This is a genomic window from Acinetobacter sp. AS167 (genome assembly GCF_037152175.1).
Taxonomy (GTDB): domain Bacteria; phylum Pseudomonadota; class Gammaproteobacteria; order Pseudomonadales; family Moraxellaceae; genus Acinetobacter.
Genome location: NZ_JBBCMP010000002.1, coordinates 627,550 through 646,206, shown reverse-complemented (window position 1 = coordinate 646,206; position 18,657 = coordinate 627,550). Strand labels below are relative to the sequence as shown.

Sequence of the window (18,657 nt, the reverse complement as noted above, 5' to 3'; positions counted from 1 at the left end):
ATTAATTTTCAGGACAAATATAAACTGATGTGATTCAGCTACGTCCTTGCAAACCACCACTATGCAGGATCAAAATTTTTGAATTTTCTTTAAAGTAACCTTTTGAAATCAAATCAAAAACTCCATAAAACATTTTTCCAGTATAAATCTGTTCAAGCGGAATGCGATATTGCTGCTCAAAGTTATTTATAAAGCTAAGTAATTCATCATTGGTTTTGGCATAACCTCCAAAACAATAATCATCCAATATTTGCCAATTTTTTTTATGAGTGAGTTGACTGATATCTTGTTGTAAAAAATCACCTTTAAGTGCTGAAAATCCTAAAATTTCCTGCTGCGGTGAACTTGCGTTAATCAGACCGGTCATTGTGCCACCTGTTCCTACCGCACAGCAAATTACATCATAATGATTTAAATCTTTTATAGTTAAAATTTCCTGACAACCTTGTATAGCAAGCTCATTGGTTCCACCTTCAGGAATAATATAAGTGTTCGGATAATGTTGGGTTAATTCATCTATCCAGTCATGATTATTTTTTTGCCTATATTTTTCACGTGAAACAAAAACTAGCTGCATACCCAATTGTTGTGCTGTTGTCAGTGTCGGGTTGAGCGGTTTATGCGCTAACTCCTCACCCCTAATTATGCCGATGCTTTTAAATCCAAATAACTGTGCTGCATATGCTGTTGCAGCGATATGATTGGAATAAGCACCACCGAAAGTCAGAATCTGTTTTAGGCCAAGCTGACGTGCTTCAATCAAATTATATTTGAGTTTAAAAAATTTATTGCCAGAAATTTGTGGATGGATTAGATCAAGCCGTTTAACTATAAGTTGAACAGATCCAGCAACATCTAAATTTTGGTAGGGAATAGCTTGGGCAATATGATCAAACATGCTGATTTTTAACTGAATGGGGTTATATGAATCGCTTTGAATTAAGCCTGTTCAAGATATTCTAATCAAACCTGTAAAACAAGACAGGTTTGATTTAGTTTCATCCCTATATGCGTTTTTCAATCTCTAGGTTTTTAACTCAAGCTTTTCAATTAGGCGGATCATGGAGTGCTGGTATCTACGGAAGTCACTACAGACATCCCTGGTCGTAAAAATTCTAAACCTTTCTGATTGGGATCAATCGCGATTCGCACAGAAATACGCTGCACGACCTTGGTAAAATTACCTGTGGTATTGTCAGGTTTAAGTACACTAAACTCAGCACCAGCAGCAGGAGAAATCTGTTCAATACGGCCAGTAAATTTTTGATGTTTCATGGCATCTACTGTAAATGATGCTTTTTGTCCGATGTGCATATCGGCAATTTGTGTTTCTTTGAAATTGGCAATCACCCATGTTTGTTGTGGAATCAGATACATTAACTGGGTTCCAGCTGCAACATATTGTCCCACACGAGGGCTAACTTCGCCCAACTGCCCATCCATTGGTGCCGTAATCAGGCTGTAATCCTTTGTCGTTACCGCTTGATCAAATTGTGCCTTGGCATTGGTGACTTGTGCTTTTAAGCCCGATTGAGCCACTTGTGCTGTTTTTAATGCTTCTTGAGCAACCAATACATTGGCTTCAGCTTGTTTGAGTAAGGCTAAATTATTTTTTACATCCGCAGCCGCTTTGTCTTGCTCTGTTTTGGAGGTTGCACCACTATTTCCCAATTGTTGATAACGATTGAGCTGTGCTGTTGAAAGTTCATAACTTGCTTTGGCTTGTTCAACTTTGGCTTGTGCAGCCACAATGTCCGCTTTACGTTGTTCAATAGTTTGGGTTTGATTGGCTAAAGTGGTGTTGGCTTGATCAACTCCAGCTTCAGCCTGAGTCACTTTTTGATCATAGGTTGTAGTATCAATATGCATTAACGGCTGACCCTTTTTGACATGGTCAAAATCAGTCACCAACACATCTTTGACATAACCATTAATTTGAGAAGATAAAACTGTGGTTCTGCCTTTGATATAACTATTGTCGGTGGATTCTATGGTGCTATCAAAAGGACCAATTTTCCAAGCGCGCATAATCACAGCAATTCCCACTAACAAGACCAAGAGCATCAACAGCAATGTTCTTTTCGCTGTTGGAATAAGCTTACTGGATGGTGGTGGCGCTGCTGCTGTTGCAGGTGCTTGTGGTGGTGTAACTGCTGTTTGCTCTGTTGGTTTTTGATCTTGCGACATAAGAATTCTCAAATATTTTTTAATACATAGCGTGACATCATGGATCATCTGATCTAGAAATAGCCTGAGATCTGTCTAACTGCTATTGAGGAGCTGTTGCTGTTTTTTGAGTTGATAGCGTGTCCAAGCAATATTAAAGCTACTCCAAATCAACAGTAAAATGGCGAAAATTCCATTTAATGCAATCACATCATTATAGGCACGCACTTGCGCTTCTCGTGTCACAATCTGGTTTAAATTGCGATAAGCTTGGTTCTGTTCAAGTGCTACATCTAAAGTATATTTATTGGCTGCTTGCTGATAGGCTGCAAGTCGTTGTACCACCAATGGATCAGTTGGTGACAAGTCACTGACAATTTCAGCCCGATAATTTTGGGTGCGTAATTGTTGATAGGTTGAAAAAAATGAATTTCCAATTAAACCACCAAAGCTTTGTGTTGCAGAGAACAACACCACAAAAGTGACCATGTGTGATGGGCCTTTTTGTAAGGCATTAATAATCCCTGTCAGCAATAATGGTCCAATAAACATACCACTGGCAAAGCCAACGATAAATTGGCTGCGGTAAAAATTTTCTGGTCGTACATCATTGGTGAGGTGATAGTCTAGAGCGCAGGCAATAAGAACCAAGACCACAGCACCGACCAAGTGCCATGAGATGCGTTCTCTTTTAAAGGTCATGGCGCTAAAAACCGTGCCGAGCACAATGCCAAGAAAAATTACGCTATACAAGGTAACGAACTGATCAGGTCCCATGCCCATAGTTTTTAAAAAGTTAACAGCCGCATAACTTTGCTCAGACATAAGCAAACGAATTGCCAATGCACCAAACACAAACTTAAGTGTGGTGGCTGAGCCTAGCCAACGAGTGATGATAAGTGGATTGACACGGTAATGTTCATAAGTCAGTCCTATAATAATAAGACTGAATCCAGCAATTAAGGCATAACCTAACCATTTGACTTCAAACCACCAAAGGATTGGGCCTTGGGTCAAGACGATACATAGCAGCGCAAAACCGGGTGCAAGTAAGGCAAAAGTGAAAAAATCCTGTTTTTCAAAGACTTCGATTCTTAAGCTGCGTGGCAGTTTTAAAGAAACCACCATTGCCAAACAACATATCGCTAAACCTAACTCAAAGGTATAGAGCACAATCCAGTCATTTACATCGACCAGAGATGGGGAAATGATCCATGCTAGTGGAATACCCAATTGCTGAAAGCCCAGTGCGAGATAAATTCCTCGCCCAAAGTTTTCTCGTTTAAAGGCCTGCATGATGTAATACATGCCTAAAGAACTAAGAGGGGCAGCAACTAAACCACTGATCACACGGACAAATAATGCCATTTCAAAGGTATGCACAAAGATATGCAGCAGCAATACACAAATAAAAAGCACTAAACCAATTTCAGAAAAAAGCCGTAATCCATATTGTTGTCGAGCTTTAAACAGAATCATGTTGGAACTAATATTTGCCATCACATAAGCTGCGGGAATCCATGCGGCTTCTGAAGGCGTTAGCGAGTATTCACCCTGAATAAGTGGTAAATTTGCGGTAATAAAACCATTACTTAAACTGCCTGAAATGGCAACAAACAGACCAATAAAAAAATAAATCAGTTTTTTATGTGTTGGATGAGCGATAGCCGCAGGCGAACCTGGTAAGGTTGGACGCTCTTCAGGTGTCCAATCTGGAGCGGGTTCAAGTAAACGTGGCGATTTATCCATAACTGCCTCAATTACGCCTTGATGCCATCAATTAGTAAGTCGACTGCCCGTGCGGCCAGTTGAACTTGCTCTTCATCGGTTAATCCTTGAAAGGAAGCTCTTAGAATACCCGTAATCAGCGCATAATCTTTTGGGGTGAGATCTGGTCGGCAAATATGATGGTTAATGGCTTGATCAATCAGCGGTTGAAGAATTGCATCACGCCGTTGGTAAATATCCACCATACTTGGGTCATTACGATCAATCACGCGCCAATATTCCATCAATGCGGTGAGATAAGGCAGATTCTCGACATGGTTGCGAATTAACCGAATCAAACCATCAGGATATTCTGAAAAGCTTTTTGCACGTTCATCTAGACGAGTTAATGTTTGTTCCATTAAGGCGATGACCAACTCACGGCGATCTTGAAAATTTCGATAAAAGGTTGCTCGTCCAACACCAGCTTCATCAATCACAAGCTGTAATGGCGCACGAATCCCTTGTTTACGGAATATTTTCAGTGCAGCATTGAGCAAATCTTCGCGATTTTGTGCCGCTTGTTTTTGACGTATACGCATAGGGGAAATTGCATTAAATTTTATTATGATATTTAACGGACATTTTTGTCCGTTGTAAATTACTAACTCTGTGGATTTTTGTAAATAGCAGCTTTAAAGTGAATGAGATTGGTTAGAATGACTTATGGCAATGATTAATAAATCGTATAAATAGGTTTAGATTTCTAAATATTTACCCTTTAAAATAAAACAATAAGTGTGCTGAAATTGTGAAAATTTTTAAAAATATTGTTATTTCGATCTGCTGCATCGGTGTATTAGTTTTCAATGCCTGTACGCCATCTGAGAAAAAAGCAGATCAGGCCACATCTTCAAGAAAATCATCAGATCAACAGATTGAACAACAATTCAAGCTTTGGAAGGCGCAACAAGACCCCCAATTATTGGCAGATTATTATCAGTTTATGTCGCAGTATTTAAAACATCCGCCTAGTCTGATGGAGCTGACAACCAGCCGAAACTATATGCCAGAACAGTGTTTCTCAAAACGTTTTGCCATTCCACCTAAAGCCTTTTGGAAAAATGTGGTGAGTAGTTTGCAATTGGTAGAAAAATTAAATCGAAATGACTATTTTAAAACATATACGATTTCAGCGATCTATCGTGCCCCTGAATTAAATAAATGCATAGGTGGGGCTGAAAAAAGTAAGCATTTAAGTAATTATGCAGTTGATTTTCATGTGCTATCTCCCAAAGAAACGATTAAAAAAGATCGCGAAGTATTACTTAAAAAAATGTGTCATTTTTGGCAAGTGGAAGGCAAAAGTTATAAAATGGGTTTAGGCGTTTATGGTAATAATCGCTATCATATTGATACTCAAGGATATCGTACTTGGGGTAAGGACTTTAAATCGAAAAGTTCGCCGTGTGTAAAAAGTTAAAATTGTATTTTTTGAGCAAGAATTGAACTTGCATCTATATTAAAAAATGTTGAGATATCGGGAACGTTATTTATGTTGAAAATAATAAAGAGTTGTTTATTTGCTCTGCCTTTTTTGAGTAGCTGTTCTGCTTTTGCGCAAGCTGATACTGCTGTCGAAGTTGATTCTGAATACGAAGTATTGGGGCGTGCAGGAAAACTGAAAATTCAAAAAGAGTCGTGTACTCAGTATGGTTCTAGTTGTGACTATGTGCTCTATGATGCGAAAGGAAAGAAGCAGGTATTAATGGAAAAATGGAGTAAAACCGCAAACGTTTATCAATTTAATCCAAATTTAATGGGTTTTTTGTTGGGGGTAACAGGAAGTGAGTATAATCTCACTGTGATTAACGATAAAAACCAACAAAAAGATTATGGCAGTTTTCTTGCGATGAATGCGCAGCAAAGTTGTTTTACAACTTTTGAATCGAATTTAAAAAATATGCCAAATTCATTGGTATTTTATAGCATTCCTGATTTTCGGGTACGTTTAGTGCTCAATAACAAAGTGCCGCAATTTAAAAAACTGAACTATCCTACAACGGCGAATTTTGAGGATAATGGTGATTTTTCATTTAACTATAATATCAAGATCGGAAACGAGATGGGGGTACAGGATGTCATCATTCAAAACCCGTGTCAGTCTGATTATCGGGTGATCATGAGCTAACAATAAAATAAAGTTATTAATTTTATTAAAATTCATTATTTTTATTTTTAAATTGAGTTGTCTATTGTAGTTTTATTCAACAAGAAGGACACGATAATGACCACTCAACAGCAAGTTAATCAGTCACAATATCAAAATAAATCAGAAGCATACTTAAATAGCCAAGTACATGCACAAGGCATTGAGTTTGAAAAAATGCAAAATTTAATCCAACAGCATCAATTAAAGCGAGTTTTGGATCTTGGCTGTGGCGGTGGGCATGTGACTTATCAGATTGCAGCATTGACTGAGCAAGTGATTGCTTATGATATTACGCCTGAAATGGTCAATCTTGTGACTGCGCAATCTCAAAACAAGGGATTCAATCATGTCATAGGGCAGGTTGGTGCGGCAGAACAATTGGACTTTCCTGTTGAGCATTTTGATTGTGTGATCAGTCGTTATTCTGCGCATCATTGGCAAAGTATCACTCAAGCGATTCATGAAATTTACCGTGTATTACGCGCTGATGGTAAAGTAATCTTGTTTGATATTATTGGTAATTCTAACCCTATTTTAGATACCTTTATTCAGACTATAGAAACCATTCGTGATCCAAGCCATGTTCGAAATTATAGTTTGGCGGAATGGGTAACAATCGTTGAACAAGCGGGCTTTAAGGTAGAAACCATTGAAAAGCAAAGTTTACAGTTAAATTTTCAAAGTTGGGTAGAGCGTATGCAAACACCCTTAGAGGGGATCAATACCATTCGCTATTTACAGTCCAAAGCCGCTGATCAAGTACAACAGTATTATCAGATTCAGCAAGATGGTACATTTACCAGTGAGGCTGTATATTTGGTATTGAGTAAAACTTGATTAGAAGTCTGATGCCAAAAAAAATAATCAATACAATATTTCCGATATTATTTAGCATGATGGCTTATACAAGCAGTAGTTATGCTGAGCAGATTCATCGCACAGTGGCGAAGATAGGACAATTTTCAGTCATTCAGCAAACATGCGATGAAGATGCAAATTATCATTGTGATTTTGTACTCTATGAAGGTGATGATTATAGATTGCCCTTGGTCATGGATTGGGAGCGTGGTTTAAATGTCGAAAACCAAACCGAGGATTTCTTGCATTTAAGCTATGGCTATACTTTTAATGTTCATCATAGTCTTTTCATTTCGAAGGTAGGGATTGTTCAGGCTTTAGACAACGTTGTTGCTGTGGATGAAAACACCGGATGTATCGCTCGATTTGAATTAAACGATGCGCCTATGATTATTTTCCAAAAAGCATTTAACGCGAAAATTTTAAACAAAATTCAACTTCAGCCAGAGCAACACCCTAAAATTGAGTCTGTAAGTGTAGATGCTTTTCAATATTTTAGTGACATGGAGTTTGATGGAAATGGTGGCTTTCACTACCGTTACAAAAATAAAAATGGTGAAGATCAAGCTGTTTTAATGATACATTCTTGTGATGTATAGCTACTTTCTATAGATAGACACCTTTTGAAATAAAAAATAGCTGTATTTTTAATCAGAACTGTTATGCTCGAACTATAAATAAAACAAAAAATGGAGGAGATGCTATGAAAAAGCTAGCCATCAGTGTGAGTGTAATACTTGCAGTATTTTTGGTTGGGTGTGAAAAGAAACCACCTACACCAACAAAAACTGAAGTTCGTTCAATCCATATTGCAGGTATGCCTGTGTATGAAAAAGATTATCGTCTCAGTGCTCGTTCAGTGGATTCACAACCTTGATTTGTATTCAAAATATAAAAACGAGTGCATGAAAAGAGGATGCACTCGTTTGGTTTTAATTCTATTTAACTCAGTTGATTTTAAATGAATTAATGAAAAACAGTTTCTAAAGCTTTTAATCCGACTTTAGGATCAAGTAATCCATTATAGATCTCAGGAATTTTACGTTCTACGCCAAAGAACTCATAAATTGCAATCATGGCACCACGAACAGAATATTCAACAGTAAAAACCACATCATCTTCAATTTCAACAAATTGGCCCAAGAATGCGAAGTTTTTTGCACCTTGTGGAATAACCTGTGGGCGGTCACCAGGCTTACGACAGGCAAATAACGCCGATGCATAAGGCATCATTGCAGTTGTTACAATGGTATTTGCTAGAACATGCTCAAGAATGTCATCAAAACCGAGTTGTAGAATTAGTTCAGTAAGTATTTCATTACCTGTTGCTTGTGACATTGGTTTTTTGATGTAGTCACCAGTTTGATCAATTTGAAAACCATAACCCCAGAGGGTAAATGTGCCTTTTGGCAAATTTGCAAAATGAGGTTGAGCAGGTACTACAATTGATAAATGCCAGCCCGATTCAAACCAAGTCATCAGTGCCCCAGTACCTGGCTGGTTGCCTGTGTAATCAATGATGCGATTTAACAGAACATCATCTTTCATGGTGAGGGTAAAAGACTCCCATTTATGTTCATCAATGTTGCCATAAAAGGTCATTGGTCGACCAAAGTCAGGTGCTTTTTTCGCAAGGGTTTCCCATAGCGTCCAACCATGATCAAGTCGATCACGAATAAGCGCTGGAACATCATCATTCCCTGCATAACGAGAATCTGCTGTAATTGAACCTAAAGTAAATATGGCTAGATCATTCTCTTGAAGGTCAATTTGCTCTGTACCTTCAGGAAGGTTGACATACAAGCGTGTTGCACGACGCTCTAGGGTTGCTTCATCGGTTTGAAAGTCTGCATCTGTCACATAATTGCTAAAACGAACGTCTACGCCTTGTGCAATCAACCAACGTTGTAGCGGCAAAATCATTGAATCATATTGGTTGTATTTAGTTCTTTTTACTCCAGCTAGGGTATGAATGCGTGGTAACTCTTGGATAAAACGTAAGAAATAGCGACGAAGTTCTGCAGCACTGTGCCATTTTTGGAAGGCAAATGTAGTGCGCCACATACGCCAAAAGTTCGTTTCAAAGAAGGTCTCATCAAAAAACTCATCAATACGACGACTGCCAATTTTTTCTTCTTTCGCTGCCAATAAGCGTAGCATCTGCGCACGATGGCGTGTATTTAAACCCAGTTTAGCGGCGTCTGAAATCACATGTTGCGCATCAATTAAACGGGCTTGTGCATGAGTTTTGACTCGTTCATTGAACTCACGACATTCTTCACGAACAGAAATTTCAGGATTTTCTAAGGATGGAATACTCGAAAATAAGTCCCAAAGGCATAAATATGTTTCATCTGTTAGCATCCGCCCACCACGGGTAACCCATGCTTGCGCAGCATGTGGTGTATGACCGCCATCCATTGAACCACCTGAGACATCTAACTCTTCGAGAATGTGGATATTTTTAGCGGGTACTTTAGCATCACGTATGGCAAATGCGGCAGCTGCCATTCCTGCAATTCCACCACCAATGATCCATAGATGTGCTTGGTTTGCATCTAAACGATTCGTTTTGTTGTTGTGCATTTTTTACCCCTAAGTATAAATATTGATTTTGGATAATTTAAAACCATAGTTTTATTATGGTTTTTTATAGCCTATAAATACATGAAAATGGAAGTTAATTTTTGTGATTAAAATGGTCGATTTCATAATTTTTTAGGATGTTTTATATACGTTGATGATTTTATTGATATAATTAAAATATTGAAAAATAAAATTTTTATTGAGTTTTTGCTCTAAAATAATTTATTTGCTCTGTGCATAATAATACACAAGTGTATTTAAATTCATGATTGAGACTTTAATGAATTTGCATTGAATAAAAGCGTGGTCGCGAAATAATAAAGATTTTTATATCTTCAAAAATCGGTTGTAGCGTAAAATATCTATTCTTAAAAATAGTTTGGGTTGGGGTGTCTCTTGGAATCATTATTGATTTTAGGTTCAATTGCATTGGCATTAATGCTAGGCGCAATTAGCCCTGGTCCTACATTTGTTTATGTGGCTAAAAATTCAATTGCGATTTCTCGTAAACATGGTCTGTTTACCGCTTTAGGGACTGGCACGGGCGCAGCTTTATTTGGTTTTTTAGCTGTAATGGGGTTACAAGCAATTTTATTGGCTGTACCTTCTGCATATTTAGCTTTAAAAATTTGTGGTGGTCTGTATTTACTTTGGCTGGCCTATAAAATCATTAAACATGCTAAAGATCCAATGGCACAAGCATCTGACTCATCCACGGTGATGAGTTATCAACAAGCGTTTCGTCTAGGTTTAATTACTCAATTAAGTAATCCTAAAATTGCGATTATTTTAGCCAGTATTTTTACTGCGCTTTTACCCAAAGAAATTCCAACGTATTTTTATTTTGTTTTGCCTATCTTGTGCTTCTTTATCGATGCAGGCTGGTATTCACTGGTTGCTGTTGCGCTTTCAGCGGAAAAACCGCGTCGTGTTTATTTAAAGTTTAAAAAAGTCTTCGATCGAATCGCGGGTGGTGTTATGACATTACTTGGTTTAAAGCTAATTTTTGGTATGAAATGATTGTTTTTACTAACAAAAATAGTTATGCATTTTATCAGTAAATTCTATTTGTTAAAAATTAATTAATGGTATGTTTATTTTTTATTATATATTTATTCATTATAATGGTTCAAACCTTAGAGAGATGTAATTTTGAAAAAAATATTATTGATTGCTGCCTTAAATGGCTTGGTACTTACAGCTTGTTCTACCACTGAAAGTTCTAAAACCATCCAAGCACCCCAAGTGGCTGTAGCGACTTCAGCGGTTAAATATTCAGGTGTGAAAACAGCAGTTTCGATTGGTAAGTTTGATAACCGCTCAAGTTATATGCGTGGAATTTTCTCTGATAATGTAGATCGTTTAGGCGGTCAAGCAAAAACGATTTTAGAAACACACTTGCAACAAACAGGTTATTTTTCAGTCTTAAATCGAGACAACTTATCTGAACTGCAACAAGAGGCTGGTTTTGGTAAAGCATCTCAATCAATTAAGGGCGCACGTTATGTGCTTACTGGGGATGTGTCTGAATTTGGGCGCAAAGAAGTGGGCGACCATCAATTGTTTGGGCTATTAGGGCGTGGTAAAACTCAAATTGCCTATGCAAAAGTCAATATTAATGTTGTTGATGTAAATACAGCAGAAGTTGTCCATTCTGTGCAGGGTGCAGGTGAATACGCGCTCAGTGAACGTGAAATTTTAGGTTTTGGTTCTACAGCATCTTATGACTCAACTTTAAATGGTAAGGTTCTAGATCTGGCTGTACGCGAAGCGGTTAATCACCTTGTCACAGATATTCAAACAAACAAGTGGTCCGTACAATAGGTTTGAATAAATGAAACGGGTTTTATTATTCTTAAGTTTTTTTTCTACGTTAACTTTAGTTGGGTGTGCATCTGGAACACACTCTTTATATAGTTGGGGCGGATATCCACAGCAGACTTATTTAATGCTGGCGGTTCCTGAAAAAACTTCGCCTCAGCAACAAATTTTAGCGCTCGAAAAAGATGTTGAGAAAGCAAAAGCAAAAAATGCTGCAGTGCCGCCAGGTTTATATGCACATCTGGGGCTGTTAAATCTTAATATTCAAAATGGCCCACGTGCAATTCAGTATTTTGAGTTAGAGCGCCAAATTTATCCTGAGTCAACTGTATTGATGGATCGTTTATTGAAGAAAATGACCACTCAATCGACTGAGGTAAATTCCAAATGAAAAATATGAAACAATTATTCATCCTTGGTTTACTGATGATGCTTTTTACAGGTTGTGCGGTGTCACCTAAACAAAATCGTGATTTAGCAGCATATCGTGAGCATATCCCTAAGTCGATTTTGGTACTTCCTCCAATCAATGAGTCTCCTGATACCCGTGCAACCTATGGATACTGGTCAACAGTAACATTGCCTGTGGCTGAGGCTGGTTATTATGTATTTCCAATTTCGGTTGTTGATATAATGTTTAAAGAGAATGGGGTGACCAATGGATTTGATGCTCAAGCAATCCCACCTCAAAAGTTAAAAGAAATTTTCGGTGCTGATGCTGCGTTATATATTAAAGTTAAAGAGTATGGTTCTAAATATCAGGTGATTCAATCTGTAGCAGCAGTTGCAGTAGAAGCCAAACTTATAGATTTGCAAACTGGCACATTACTTTGGCAAGGTGAGCAGAGACTTCAGCAAGCCAATGATAATAGTAATGCTGGTTTGATTGGCGCATTGGTGGGTGCTTTAGTTGATCAAATATCTAATCATCTGTCAGACAAAGCCTATACTTTATCCAATACTGTAAGTTCGCAACTATATTCACCGAGTATAAATCAGCAAAAAGGTCTGTTATATGGACCACGATCTCCAAACTTTAGCCAAAATGCGGCGAAACCTTAAGTACTGGTATTGTTTGTAGGTATTAAATAAAAACCCCAATTAAAAATTGGGGTTTTTATGTTTAATGCATATTGCTGATTAGTGCACCATAGAAATCTTGTCTAAGAAGAATTTGGTTCTTTCGTGACGCTCATCAGGCTTATTAAAAAAGTCATCTGTTGCACAGTCTTCCAAAATCTTACCTTGATCCATGAAAATAACCCGGCTTGAGACTTTACGGGCAAAGCCCATCTCATGAGTTACACACATCATGGTCATGCCTTCTTTTGCCAATTGACTCATTACTTCAAGCACTTCACCCACCATTTCAGGGTCTAATGCAGAAGTAGGTTCATCAAATAACATGCACACAGGATCCATACACAGACCGCGAGCAATTGCAACACGTTGTTGCTGACCACCAGACAGTTGTCCTGGGAACTTGTTTTTGTGGGCTGCCAAACCAACGCGATCTAAATATTGCAACGCTTTTTTCTCAGCCTCTGCTTTAGAACGATTTAATACCTTAAGTTGTCCAATGGTTAAATTATCCAAAACAGTCATATGAGGGAATAATTCAAAATGTTGGAAGACCATTCCCACACGAGAACGGAATTTAGCCAGATCAGTTTTTGAGTCTTTTAACGCAGTTCCATCAACGACAATATTACCTTCTTGGAATGGTTCTAATGCATTCACAGTTTTAATCAGGGTAGATTTACCCGAACCTGAAGGCCCACACACCACCACAACTTCACCCTTTTCAATTGAAGTAGTGCAATCTGTAAGAACTTGAAAATCTCCATACCATTTTGAGATATGTTGTATTTCTATCATTGGCATATTGATTCTCCAATTATCGAATTATTGCTATTTTTTGATGTAAACGCTTCACAAGTCGTGAAAGCGCAAAGGAGATACAGAAGTAAACAACGGCTACAATCAGGTAGAAAGTTGCTTTGGTTTCAGCACCGTAGGTATTTGCTAAGGTATTGGCATTACCCAAGAAGTCTGGCGCACTAATCACGTAAACTAATGATACGTCTTGGAAAAGTACGATAGATTGAGTCAGAATTACAGGGAGCATGTTTCTGAAAGCCTGCGGTAACACCACATTAGACATGGTTTGTCCATAAGTGAAACCAAGTGCATAGCCTGCATTGACTTGACCTTTAGAGACAGACTGAATGCCTGACCGGACGATTTCTGAAAAGAATGCGGCTTCAAAAATTGCAAAGGTCACCACACTTGAAAACAGTGGGCCATAATAAGTATCCGACTGAAATTCAAAAATCTTTGGCAATAAAAAATAAAAAATGAAGATGACTTGAATCAGTGGCACACCACGGAAGAAATCGACATAAACTTTAGCAAAATTACTAGCGACTTTATTGTTAGATAAACGCATCATGGCCAAAGGTGTGCCAATCAGAATTCCACCAATAATGGATAAAATCGTCACAGTAACTGTAAATTTAAACCCTGCGAGTAGCGTTTGAATGACATCTTGATTTTGTAAAATACTAAAATCCATGACTATTTACCCCCCGAGCCTAGGCCAGGAACAGCCATACGTTTTTCAACCCAAGCCATGATCAATTTAATGGTATAGGTAATGACTAAGTAAACTGGTGTCGAAAGAATAAGAATAACAATATCTTGAGATGTTTCTTCACGCATGGTTTTAGTATAAGCAAAGAAGTTCAAAACACTGAGCGCATAAAGCACCGCAGAGTTTTTGAAAATATTCATTGCTTCAGAAGTGAGCGTTGGCCAAACAATACGATAAGCGACAGGGAGAATGACATAGCGATAACTTTGGCTTTGATTTAAACCAATTGCAAAAGCTGCATTTTTTTGTCCATTTGAAACCGTATTAATGCCAGAGCGTACTTGTTCAGCAATACGTGCAGCGGTATACAGACCGAGTGCAAATACCCCAACCACTGCGGGATTGTCATTGAGAATATTTTGCCACCATCCACCATGAACCATCTCACCACTACCCGTACTTAAGCTGAGTGGGAGTAATTGCGGGAATACGAATGCCCAGAAAAACAGTTGTACGATCAAGGGAATATTTCGGAAAAGTTCGACATAGCAGGTACCAATAAATGAAAGCGGTTTATTGGGTAATGTGCGTAAAATCCCGATCAGAGAACCAAGAAGAAATGCAATGAAAAATGCAGCAATCGCGGTCCACACCATTGTCCAAACACCTGAACCTAGGAGTTGTAACCATGTTGGTGCATCTGCAACCGGGGAATAACTTTCACCACCAATTGCTTTACAGACAGATTCAGCCCATGCAGCTTTATCAAGACTATATTCATTCGAGGGGAGACAATAAGCTGTCCAGTTAAGTGAGCCTACGGACATGTGTGCTCCTTGTATTTTTAATTTTATAAAAATTTATAGACCAGACTTTAAATATAATCTGATCTATAAACCGTTGTTTTAAACTACGTTTTTAGTTAATACCAGCATCCGTAGGATTCGCTTTAAGTTTTAAATATGATGAGCTCATTGGCATATTTAAATTGACATTTTTAGGTGCAATTGGTGATTGGAACCATTTTTTATATAGCGCCGCCATTTGACCATTTTTCCACATCGTCGTTACAGTTTTATCAGCAATTGCTTTATATGCTGCATCGCCTTTAGGTAACATAATGCCGTATGGTTCTGAAGAAAGTACTGGACCTACAATTTTAAAATCTTTTGGATTTGATGATTTTGCGATTAACCCTGCAAGAATATTATCATCCATCACAAATGCAGCAGCACGCCCAGAAGCCACCATTGCAAATGAGTCTGAGTGATCTTTACCATAAACATTGTTTACGTTAACTTTTTCGCCTTTCTCACCCATTTTGATATATTTGTCAGATGTTGTACCTTGTGTGGTAACTACCGCTTTACCATTTAAATCTGCAATCGTTTTAATTGGTGCACTCGCTTTAACTGCCATGCGTACTTCTGTTGCATAATAGTTTGTAGAGAAGCTTACTTGTTGTTGGCGTTGAATAGAGTTTGTCGTTGTACCACACTCCATATCAATGTTACCTGCTAACATTTCCGGAATACGCGTAGAAGAAGTGACAGCTTTATATTCAACTTTAAGATTTGGCATTTTGAGCGTTTTTTTCAGCTCATTGGCAAAGTTATTACAAATATCGACTGCATATCCCATTGGTTTACCACCAATAACATAGGAAATTGGATCAGATGACTCACGATATCCAATAATCACTTTTCCTGATTGCTTGATCTTTGCTAATGTGTCTGCAGCTTGAACCTGTGAAAAAGCACCGCCAGCCATAAGTACACCAAGCGCTGTGGTTAAAACTTTTTTTGATAGTGTTTTTGTAGATAGTGTCATTTTGAGTTCTCCATTACATGATTTTTTTGGCAGTTTAAGCCGCTCGTTTCTAAAATTAAGCAGTTATCGTGCCAAACCTTTTCCTTGAAACTACGATTCATCATATTTCTTTATATCATTATTTTTATACTCACTATTCCAATAAGTAAAGGATAAAAATAATAAATTTCAAAAACTAGAAATGTGACTGTTCTCACAAAGTGGAAACTATTTTATTTAAATATTTTGAAATAAATAGCCCTAAAGCCATTTATTTTTGCTTATAAGTTTTAAATCACTATTTATATAATTGATGACTATTTCAGCGCACCTAGAACTGATGATTTTTAAAAAAACTGAATAAAAAAACGACATAATTATAATTTATCTTTAATTGATAAATAACAAACATTTTTATGTAACGTATTCATTTTTTTTACTAGTCCTAATCTATTTCCTGTGATATAAAAAATGAGTAGGCATGAATTTTGCATTGCTTATTCACATAAGATGAAATGAAATAATACAGTGTGGGAACTATGGGTATGAAGTTATCGGTTGGATTAAAAGTTGCAAATTCGTTGTCGCTTACGCCACAACTGCAACAAGCCATTCGATTACTGCAATTATCGAGTTTGGAGCTTGAACAAGAAATTCAAATTCAACTTGATAGTAATCCTTTGCTTGAAAAGGTTGAAGAAGAGACACATGAAAGCCCTGAAAATGTAAAACAAGAACAACACGAGTATGAACTTTCAGATTCTTTAAATGCCAATCACTTACCTGATGAGTTGCCTGTAGATACGGATTGGGATGATGTCTATACCCATCAAACAACAGCTATGGAGCGCCCTGAGTTTGAAGATCGTGAAGATAATCGTCATTCAGAAGCATCATTAAAAGAGCATATGTTAGGGCAAGTTAATTTATTGCATTTTTCTCCAGTCGATAAATTGATTGCATATTGTATTGTGGATGCTCTAGATGAAAAAGGATTTTTGGCTGCCGATATTGAAGAAATAGTGAGCTCTGTACAACATCTACTACAACAAATGGATTATGACATTGACGTTGAAGAGGATGAGGTTTTGGTGGTTTTAAAACATATCCAACGCTTAGAACCTCTTGGTATTGGTGCTCGTAGTCTTGCAGAATGTCTTTTTGTACAAATTGAGGCTTTACCTACAACTACATTGTTTAGGAAAGAAGCGCTGATGTTGTTGAAACATTATGAGCTTTTGGTGAGTAATGACTTAAATAAATTGATTAAGCAAACGGGTTTAAATGCTGAGTTATTAAAATCAGCAATTGATTTATTGAAAACACTTAAACCTTATCCGGGTGCTGAATTCGACCAAAAAGAATCAGATTATCAAATTCCAGATGTGGTTGTGTCTAAGAAAAATGACCATTGGTATGTCCAACTTAACCCTGATATTTTACCAAAACTTCGAATTAACTCATTTTATTCAGGCATGATTAAACGTGCTGATCAAAGCGATGATAATCAATATTTACGCAATCAAATGCTTGAAGCTAAAAACTTTATCAAAAGTGTCGATGAGCGTCACAAAACTTTATTAAAAGTTGCAAGTTGCATTGTGCAACATCAACGTGAGTTTTTGGAAATCGGCGCTGAAGGAATGAAACCCTTGGTATTGCGCGATGTTGCAGAAGAAGTTGAATTACATGAGTCCACGGTTTCTCGTGTCACCACAAATAAGTTTTTGTTGACACCACGTGGCTTATTTGAGCTGAAATATTTCTTTTCTAGCCATGTGGGAACAACTACTGGGGGAGAGGCATCGTCGACTGCCATTCGAGCAAAAATCAAAAAACTTGTTGCCGATGAAAACCCACGTAAGCCATTGTCAGACAATACAATTGCCAATTTATTAAAAGAAGAGGGAATTGATGTGGCAAGAAGGACAGTCGCAAAATATCGTGAATCGTTACATATTCCGTCTTCATCTGACCGAAAAGTGTTGATCTAAATTTTAAAGTGTGGCTATTCTAATTGTTCATTATGACGAAATAATGAATCGCTTTTTGTCTTTTGGAGTAACTTAAATGATTGCATGATATAGAGCAAAGTTTTCCTTAGCGAAGGCTGTCATGAGATCGTTTGGGTTATGACTTTCATATTCCTATATAAGGAGAGGGATAAAGCTATGCAAATTACAATCCGTGGACATCATTTAAGTATTACACCCGCAATAGAAGAAAACATTCGAGATCGATTTACCCAAATGACCAAGCATATTGATCAGGTGAACAGTATGCAGGTCAAACTCAGTAAAGATCATCAATTGGATAAAAGATCAAAAAAAGGCAGTGCAAATCATATTGCAGAGGCAATTGTTCGTTTGCCAGGTATAGAGCTTTTTGCTCAAGCCACAGCAGATGATATGTATAATGCGATTACAAAATTGACTGACAAATTAAAAAGGCAATTACACAAGCATCGTAAAATGCAGTTGGATTATCAACCTGTAGAGATTTTAGCGACGTAAAATTGATATTTTTAAAAAGAGGTTGCAAAGACCTCTTTTTTTTATCTATATTTTTTGTACGAGTTAATGAATTATTTCGGTGAGTTATAGTAAAATAGCCAGTTTTTACACTGTCAGTCCTATAAGAGGTCGATGCAATGAATAGTGAACAGCTCACTGAAATCTTAAAAGCAGCTTTTCCTGATGCTGAAGTTGCTGTCAGTGGACAAGCAGGTAAATTTGACCTCCGTATTGTCGACAATCAGTTTGAAGGGAAACGTCCAGTTCCTCGTCAACAAGCTGTTTATGCGCCACTTAACTCTTATATTGCCAGTGGTGAGGTACATGCGGTAACTATTCGTGCAATGACTAAAGAAGAATGGCGCAAAGCCAGTATGTTTGGAGCTTAAGCG

At 37.5% G+C, this 18,657-nt stretch carries 21 protein-coding genes; 12 read left to right on the top strand and 9 right to left on the bottom strand.

The genetic code is table 11. The features are described 5' to 3' along the window. Window positions 1-34: 34 nt before the first annotated feature. From WFN33_RS06260 to WFN33_RS06245, 4 genes are all read right to left on the bottom strand, one after another. Entirely contained in the window at window positions 35-898 is an 864-nt protein-coding gene (locus WFN33_RS06260; protein WP_336952116.1) for a 1-aminocyclopropane-1-carboxylate deaminase/D-cysteine desulfhydrase, read from the bottom strand. 161 nt (window positions 899-1,059) lie between these two features. Next, window positions 1,060-2,187, bottom strand: a complete 1,128-nt coding sequence (locus WFN33_RS06255) for an HlyD family secretion protein (protein WP_336952114.1) — start codon at window positions 2,185-2,187, stop codon at window positions 1,060-1,062. Between the two features lie 75 nt (window positions 2,188-2,262). After that, the gene (locus WFN33_RS06250) at window positions 2,263-3,915 is read right to left on the bottom strand and encodes an MFS transporter (RefSeq protein ID WP_336952113.1); all 1,653 of its coding nucleotides are present in this window, start codon (window positions 3,913-3,915) and stop codon (window positions 2,263-2,265) included. Window positions 3,916-3,926: 11 nt separating this feature from the next. Continuing rightward, on the bottom strand, window positions 3,927-4,475 hold the full coding sequence (locus tag WFN33_RS06245) for a TetR/AcrR family transcriptional regulator (RefSeq protein ID WP_336952112.1): 549 nt from the start codon (window positions 4,473-4,475) through the stop codon (window positions 3,927-3,929). A 209-nt stretch (window positions 4,476-4,684) separates the two neighbouring features. On the opposite strand from WFN33_RS06245, the gene WFN33_RS06240 reads away from it, so the two are divergent. From WFN33_RS06240 to WFN33_RS06220, 5 genes are all read left to right on the top strand, one after another. Continuing rightward, the gene (locus tag WFN33_RS06240) at window positions 4,685-5,356 is read left to right on the top strand and encodes a D-Ala-D-Ala carboxypeptidase family metallohydrolase (protein ID WP_336952111.1); all 672 of its coding nucleotides are present in this window, start codon (window positions 4,685-4,687) and stop codon (window positions 5,354-5,356) included. 72 nt (window positions 5,357-5,428) lie between these two features. Continuing rightward, on the top strand, window positions 5,429-6,064 hold the full coding sequence (locus WFN33_RS06235; RefSeq protein ID WP_336952110.1) for a hypothetical protein: 636 nt from the start codon (window positions 5,429-5,431) through the stop codon (window positions 6,062-6,064). A 96-nt stretch (window positions 6,065-6,160) separates the two neighbouring features. After that, window positions 6,161-6,922 (top strand): class I SAM-dependent methyltransferase, encoded by a 762-nt coding sequence (locus tag WFN33_RS06230; RefSeq protein WP_336952109.1) that lies wholly within the window; start codon window positions 6,161-6,163, stop codon window positions 6,920-6,922. 59 nt (window positions 6,923-6,981) lie between these two features. Beyond that, window positions 6,982-7,542, top strand: coding sequence for a hypothetical protein (locus WFN33_RS06225; RefSeq protein ID WP_336952142.1), 561 nt, complete (start codon window positions 6,982-6,984; stop codon window positions 7,540-7,542). A gap of 104 nt (window positions 7,543-7,646) precedes the next feature. Next, a complete protein-coding gene (locus WFN33_RS06220) occupies window positions 7,647-7,820 on the top strand; it encodes an NF038215 family lipoprotein (protein ID WP_336952108.1) in 174 nt (57 codons plus the stop codon). Window positions 7,821-7,909: 89 nt separating this feature from the next. Here WFN33_RS06220 and WFN33_RS06215 read toward each other — a convergent pair whose 3' ends face one another. Beyond that, complete coding sequence (locus WFN33_RS06215) at window positions 7,910-9,529, bottom strand: oleate hydratase (RefSeq protein WP_336952107.1); 1,620 nt, start codon at window positions 9,527-9,529, stop codon at window positions 7,910-7,912. Between the two features lie 396 nt (window positions 9,530-9,925). Here WFN33_RS06215 and WFN33_RS06210 point away from each other — a divergent pair, with 396 nt between their 5' ends. The 4 genes from WFN33_RS06210 to WFN33_RS06195 all read left to right on the top strand — a co-directional run bounded on the left by WFN33_RS06210 (window position 9,926) and on the right by WFN33_RS06195 (window position 12,412). After that, window positions 9,926-10,549, top strand: coding sequence for a LysE family translocator (locus tag WFN33_RS06210; RefSeq protein ID WP_336952106.1), 624 nt, complete (start codon window positions 9,926-9,928; stop codon window positions 10,547-10,549). 132 nt (window positions 10,550-10,681) lie between these two features. After that, complete coding sequence (locus WFN33_RS06205) at window positions 10,682-11,353, top strand: CsgG/HfaB family protein (RefSeq protein WP_336952105.1); 672 nt, start codon at window positions 10,682-10,684, stop codon at window positions 11,351-11,353. Window positions 11,354-11,363: 10 nt separating this feature from the next. Next, entirely contained in the window at window positions 11,364-11,741 is a 378-nt protein-coding gene (locus WFN33_RS06200) for a DUF4810 domain-containing protein (protein WP_336952104.1), read from the top strand. Continuing rightward, the gene (locus WFN33_RS06195) at window positions 11,738-12,412 is read left to right on the top strand and encodes a DUF799 domain-containing protein (RefSeq protein ID WP_336952103.1); all 675 of its coding nucleotides are present in this window, start codon (window positions 11,738-11,740) and stop codon (window positions 12,410-12,412) included. The genes WFN33_RS06200 and WFN33_RS06195 overlap by 4 nt, the downstream gene beginning before the upstream one ends. Before the next feature lie 78 nt (window positions 12,413-12,490). Here WFN33_RS06195 and WFN33_RS06190 read toward each other — a convergent pair whose 3' ends face one another. From WFN33_RS06190 to WFN33_RS06175, 4 genes are all read right to left on the bottom strand, one after another. Continuing rightward, window positions 12,491-13,234 carry an amino acid ABC transporter ATP-binding protein gene (locus WFN33_RS06190; RefSeq protein WP_004723740.1) on the bottom strand — a complete coding sequence of 248 codons (744 nt, stop codon included), beginning with the start codon at window positions 13,232-13,234 and terminating at the stop codon, window positions 12,491-12,493. A 13-nt stretch (window positions 13,235-13,247) separates the two neighbouring features. Then, window positions 13,248-13,925: an amino acid ABC transporter permease gene (locus WFN33_RS06185; protein ID WP_336952102.1), complete on the bottom strand. Its 678-nt coding sequence runs from the start codon at window positions 13,923-13,925 to the stop codon at window positions 13,248-13,250. 2 nt (window positions 13,926-13,927) lie between these two features. Beyond that, window positions 13,928-14,770: an amino acid ABC transporter permease gene (locus tag WFN33_RS06180; RefSeq protein ID WP_336952101.1), complete on the bottom strand. Its 843-nt coding sequence runs from the start codon at window positions 14,768-14,770 to the stop codon at window positions 13,928-13,930. Between the two features lie 91 nt (window positions 14,771-14,861). Further along, complete coding sequence (locus WFN33_RS06175) at window positions 14,862-15,773, bottom strand: amino acid ABC transporter substrate-binding protein (protein WP_004723734.1); 912 nt, start codon at window positions 15,771-15,773, stop codon at window positions 14,862-14,864. Between the two features lie 524 nt (window positions 15,774-16,297). On the opposite strand from WFN33_RS06175, the gene WFN33_RS06170 reads away from it, so the two are divergent. From WFN33_RS06170 to ibaG, 3 genes are all read left to right on the top strand, one after another. Further along, a complete protein-coding gene (locus tag WFN33_RS06170; RefSeq protein WP_336952100.1) occupies window positions 16,298-17,746 on the top strand; it encodes an RNA polymerase factor sigma-54 in 1,449 nt (482 codons plus the stop codon). A 177-nt stretch (window positions 17,747-17,923) separates the two neighbouring features. After that, the gene (gene hpf, locus WFN33_RS06165; protein WP_336952098.1) at window positions 17,924-18,265 is read left to right on the top strand and encodes a ribosome hibernation-promoting factor, HPF/YfiA family; all 342 of its coding nucleotides are present in this window, start codon (window positions 17,924-17,926) and stop codon (window positions 18,263-18,265) included. A 137-nt stretch (window positions 18,266-18,402) separates the two neighbouring features. Then, window positions 18,403-18,654, top strand: a complete 252-nt coding sequence (gene ibaG, locus WFN33_RS06160) for a BolA family iron metabolism protein IbaG (protein WP_004723729.1) — start codon at window positions 18,403-18,405, stop codon at window positions 18,652-18,654. Window positions 18,655-18,657: the final 3 nt, after the last annotated feature.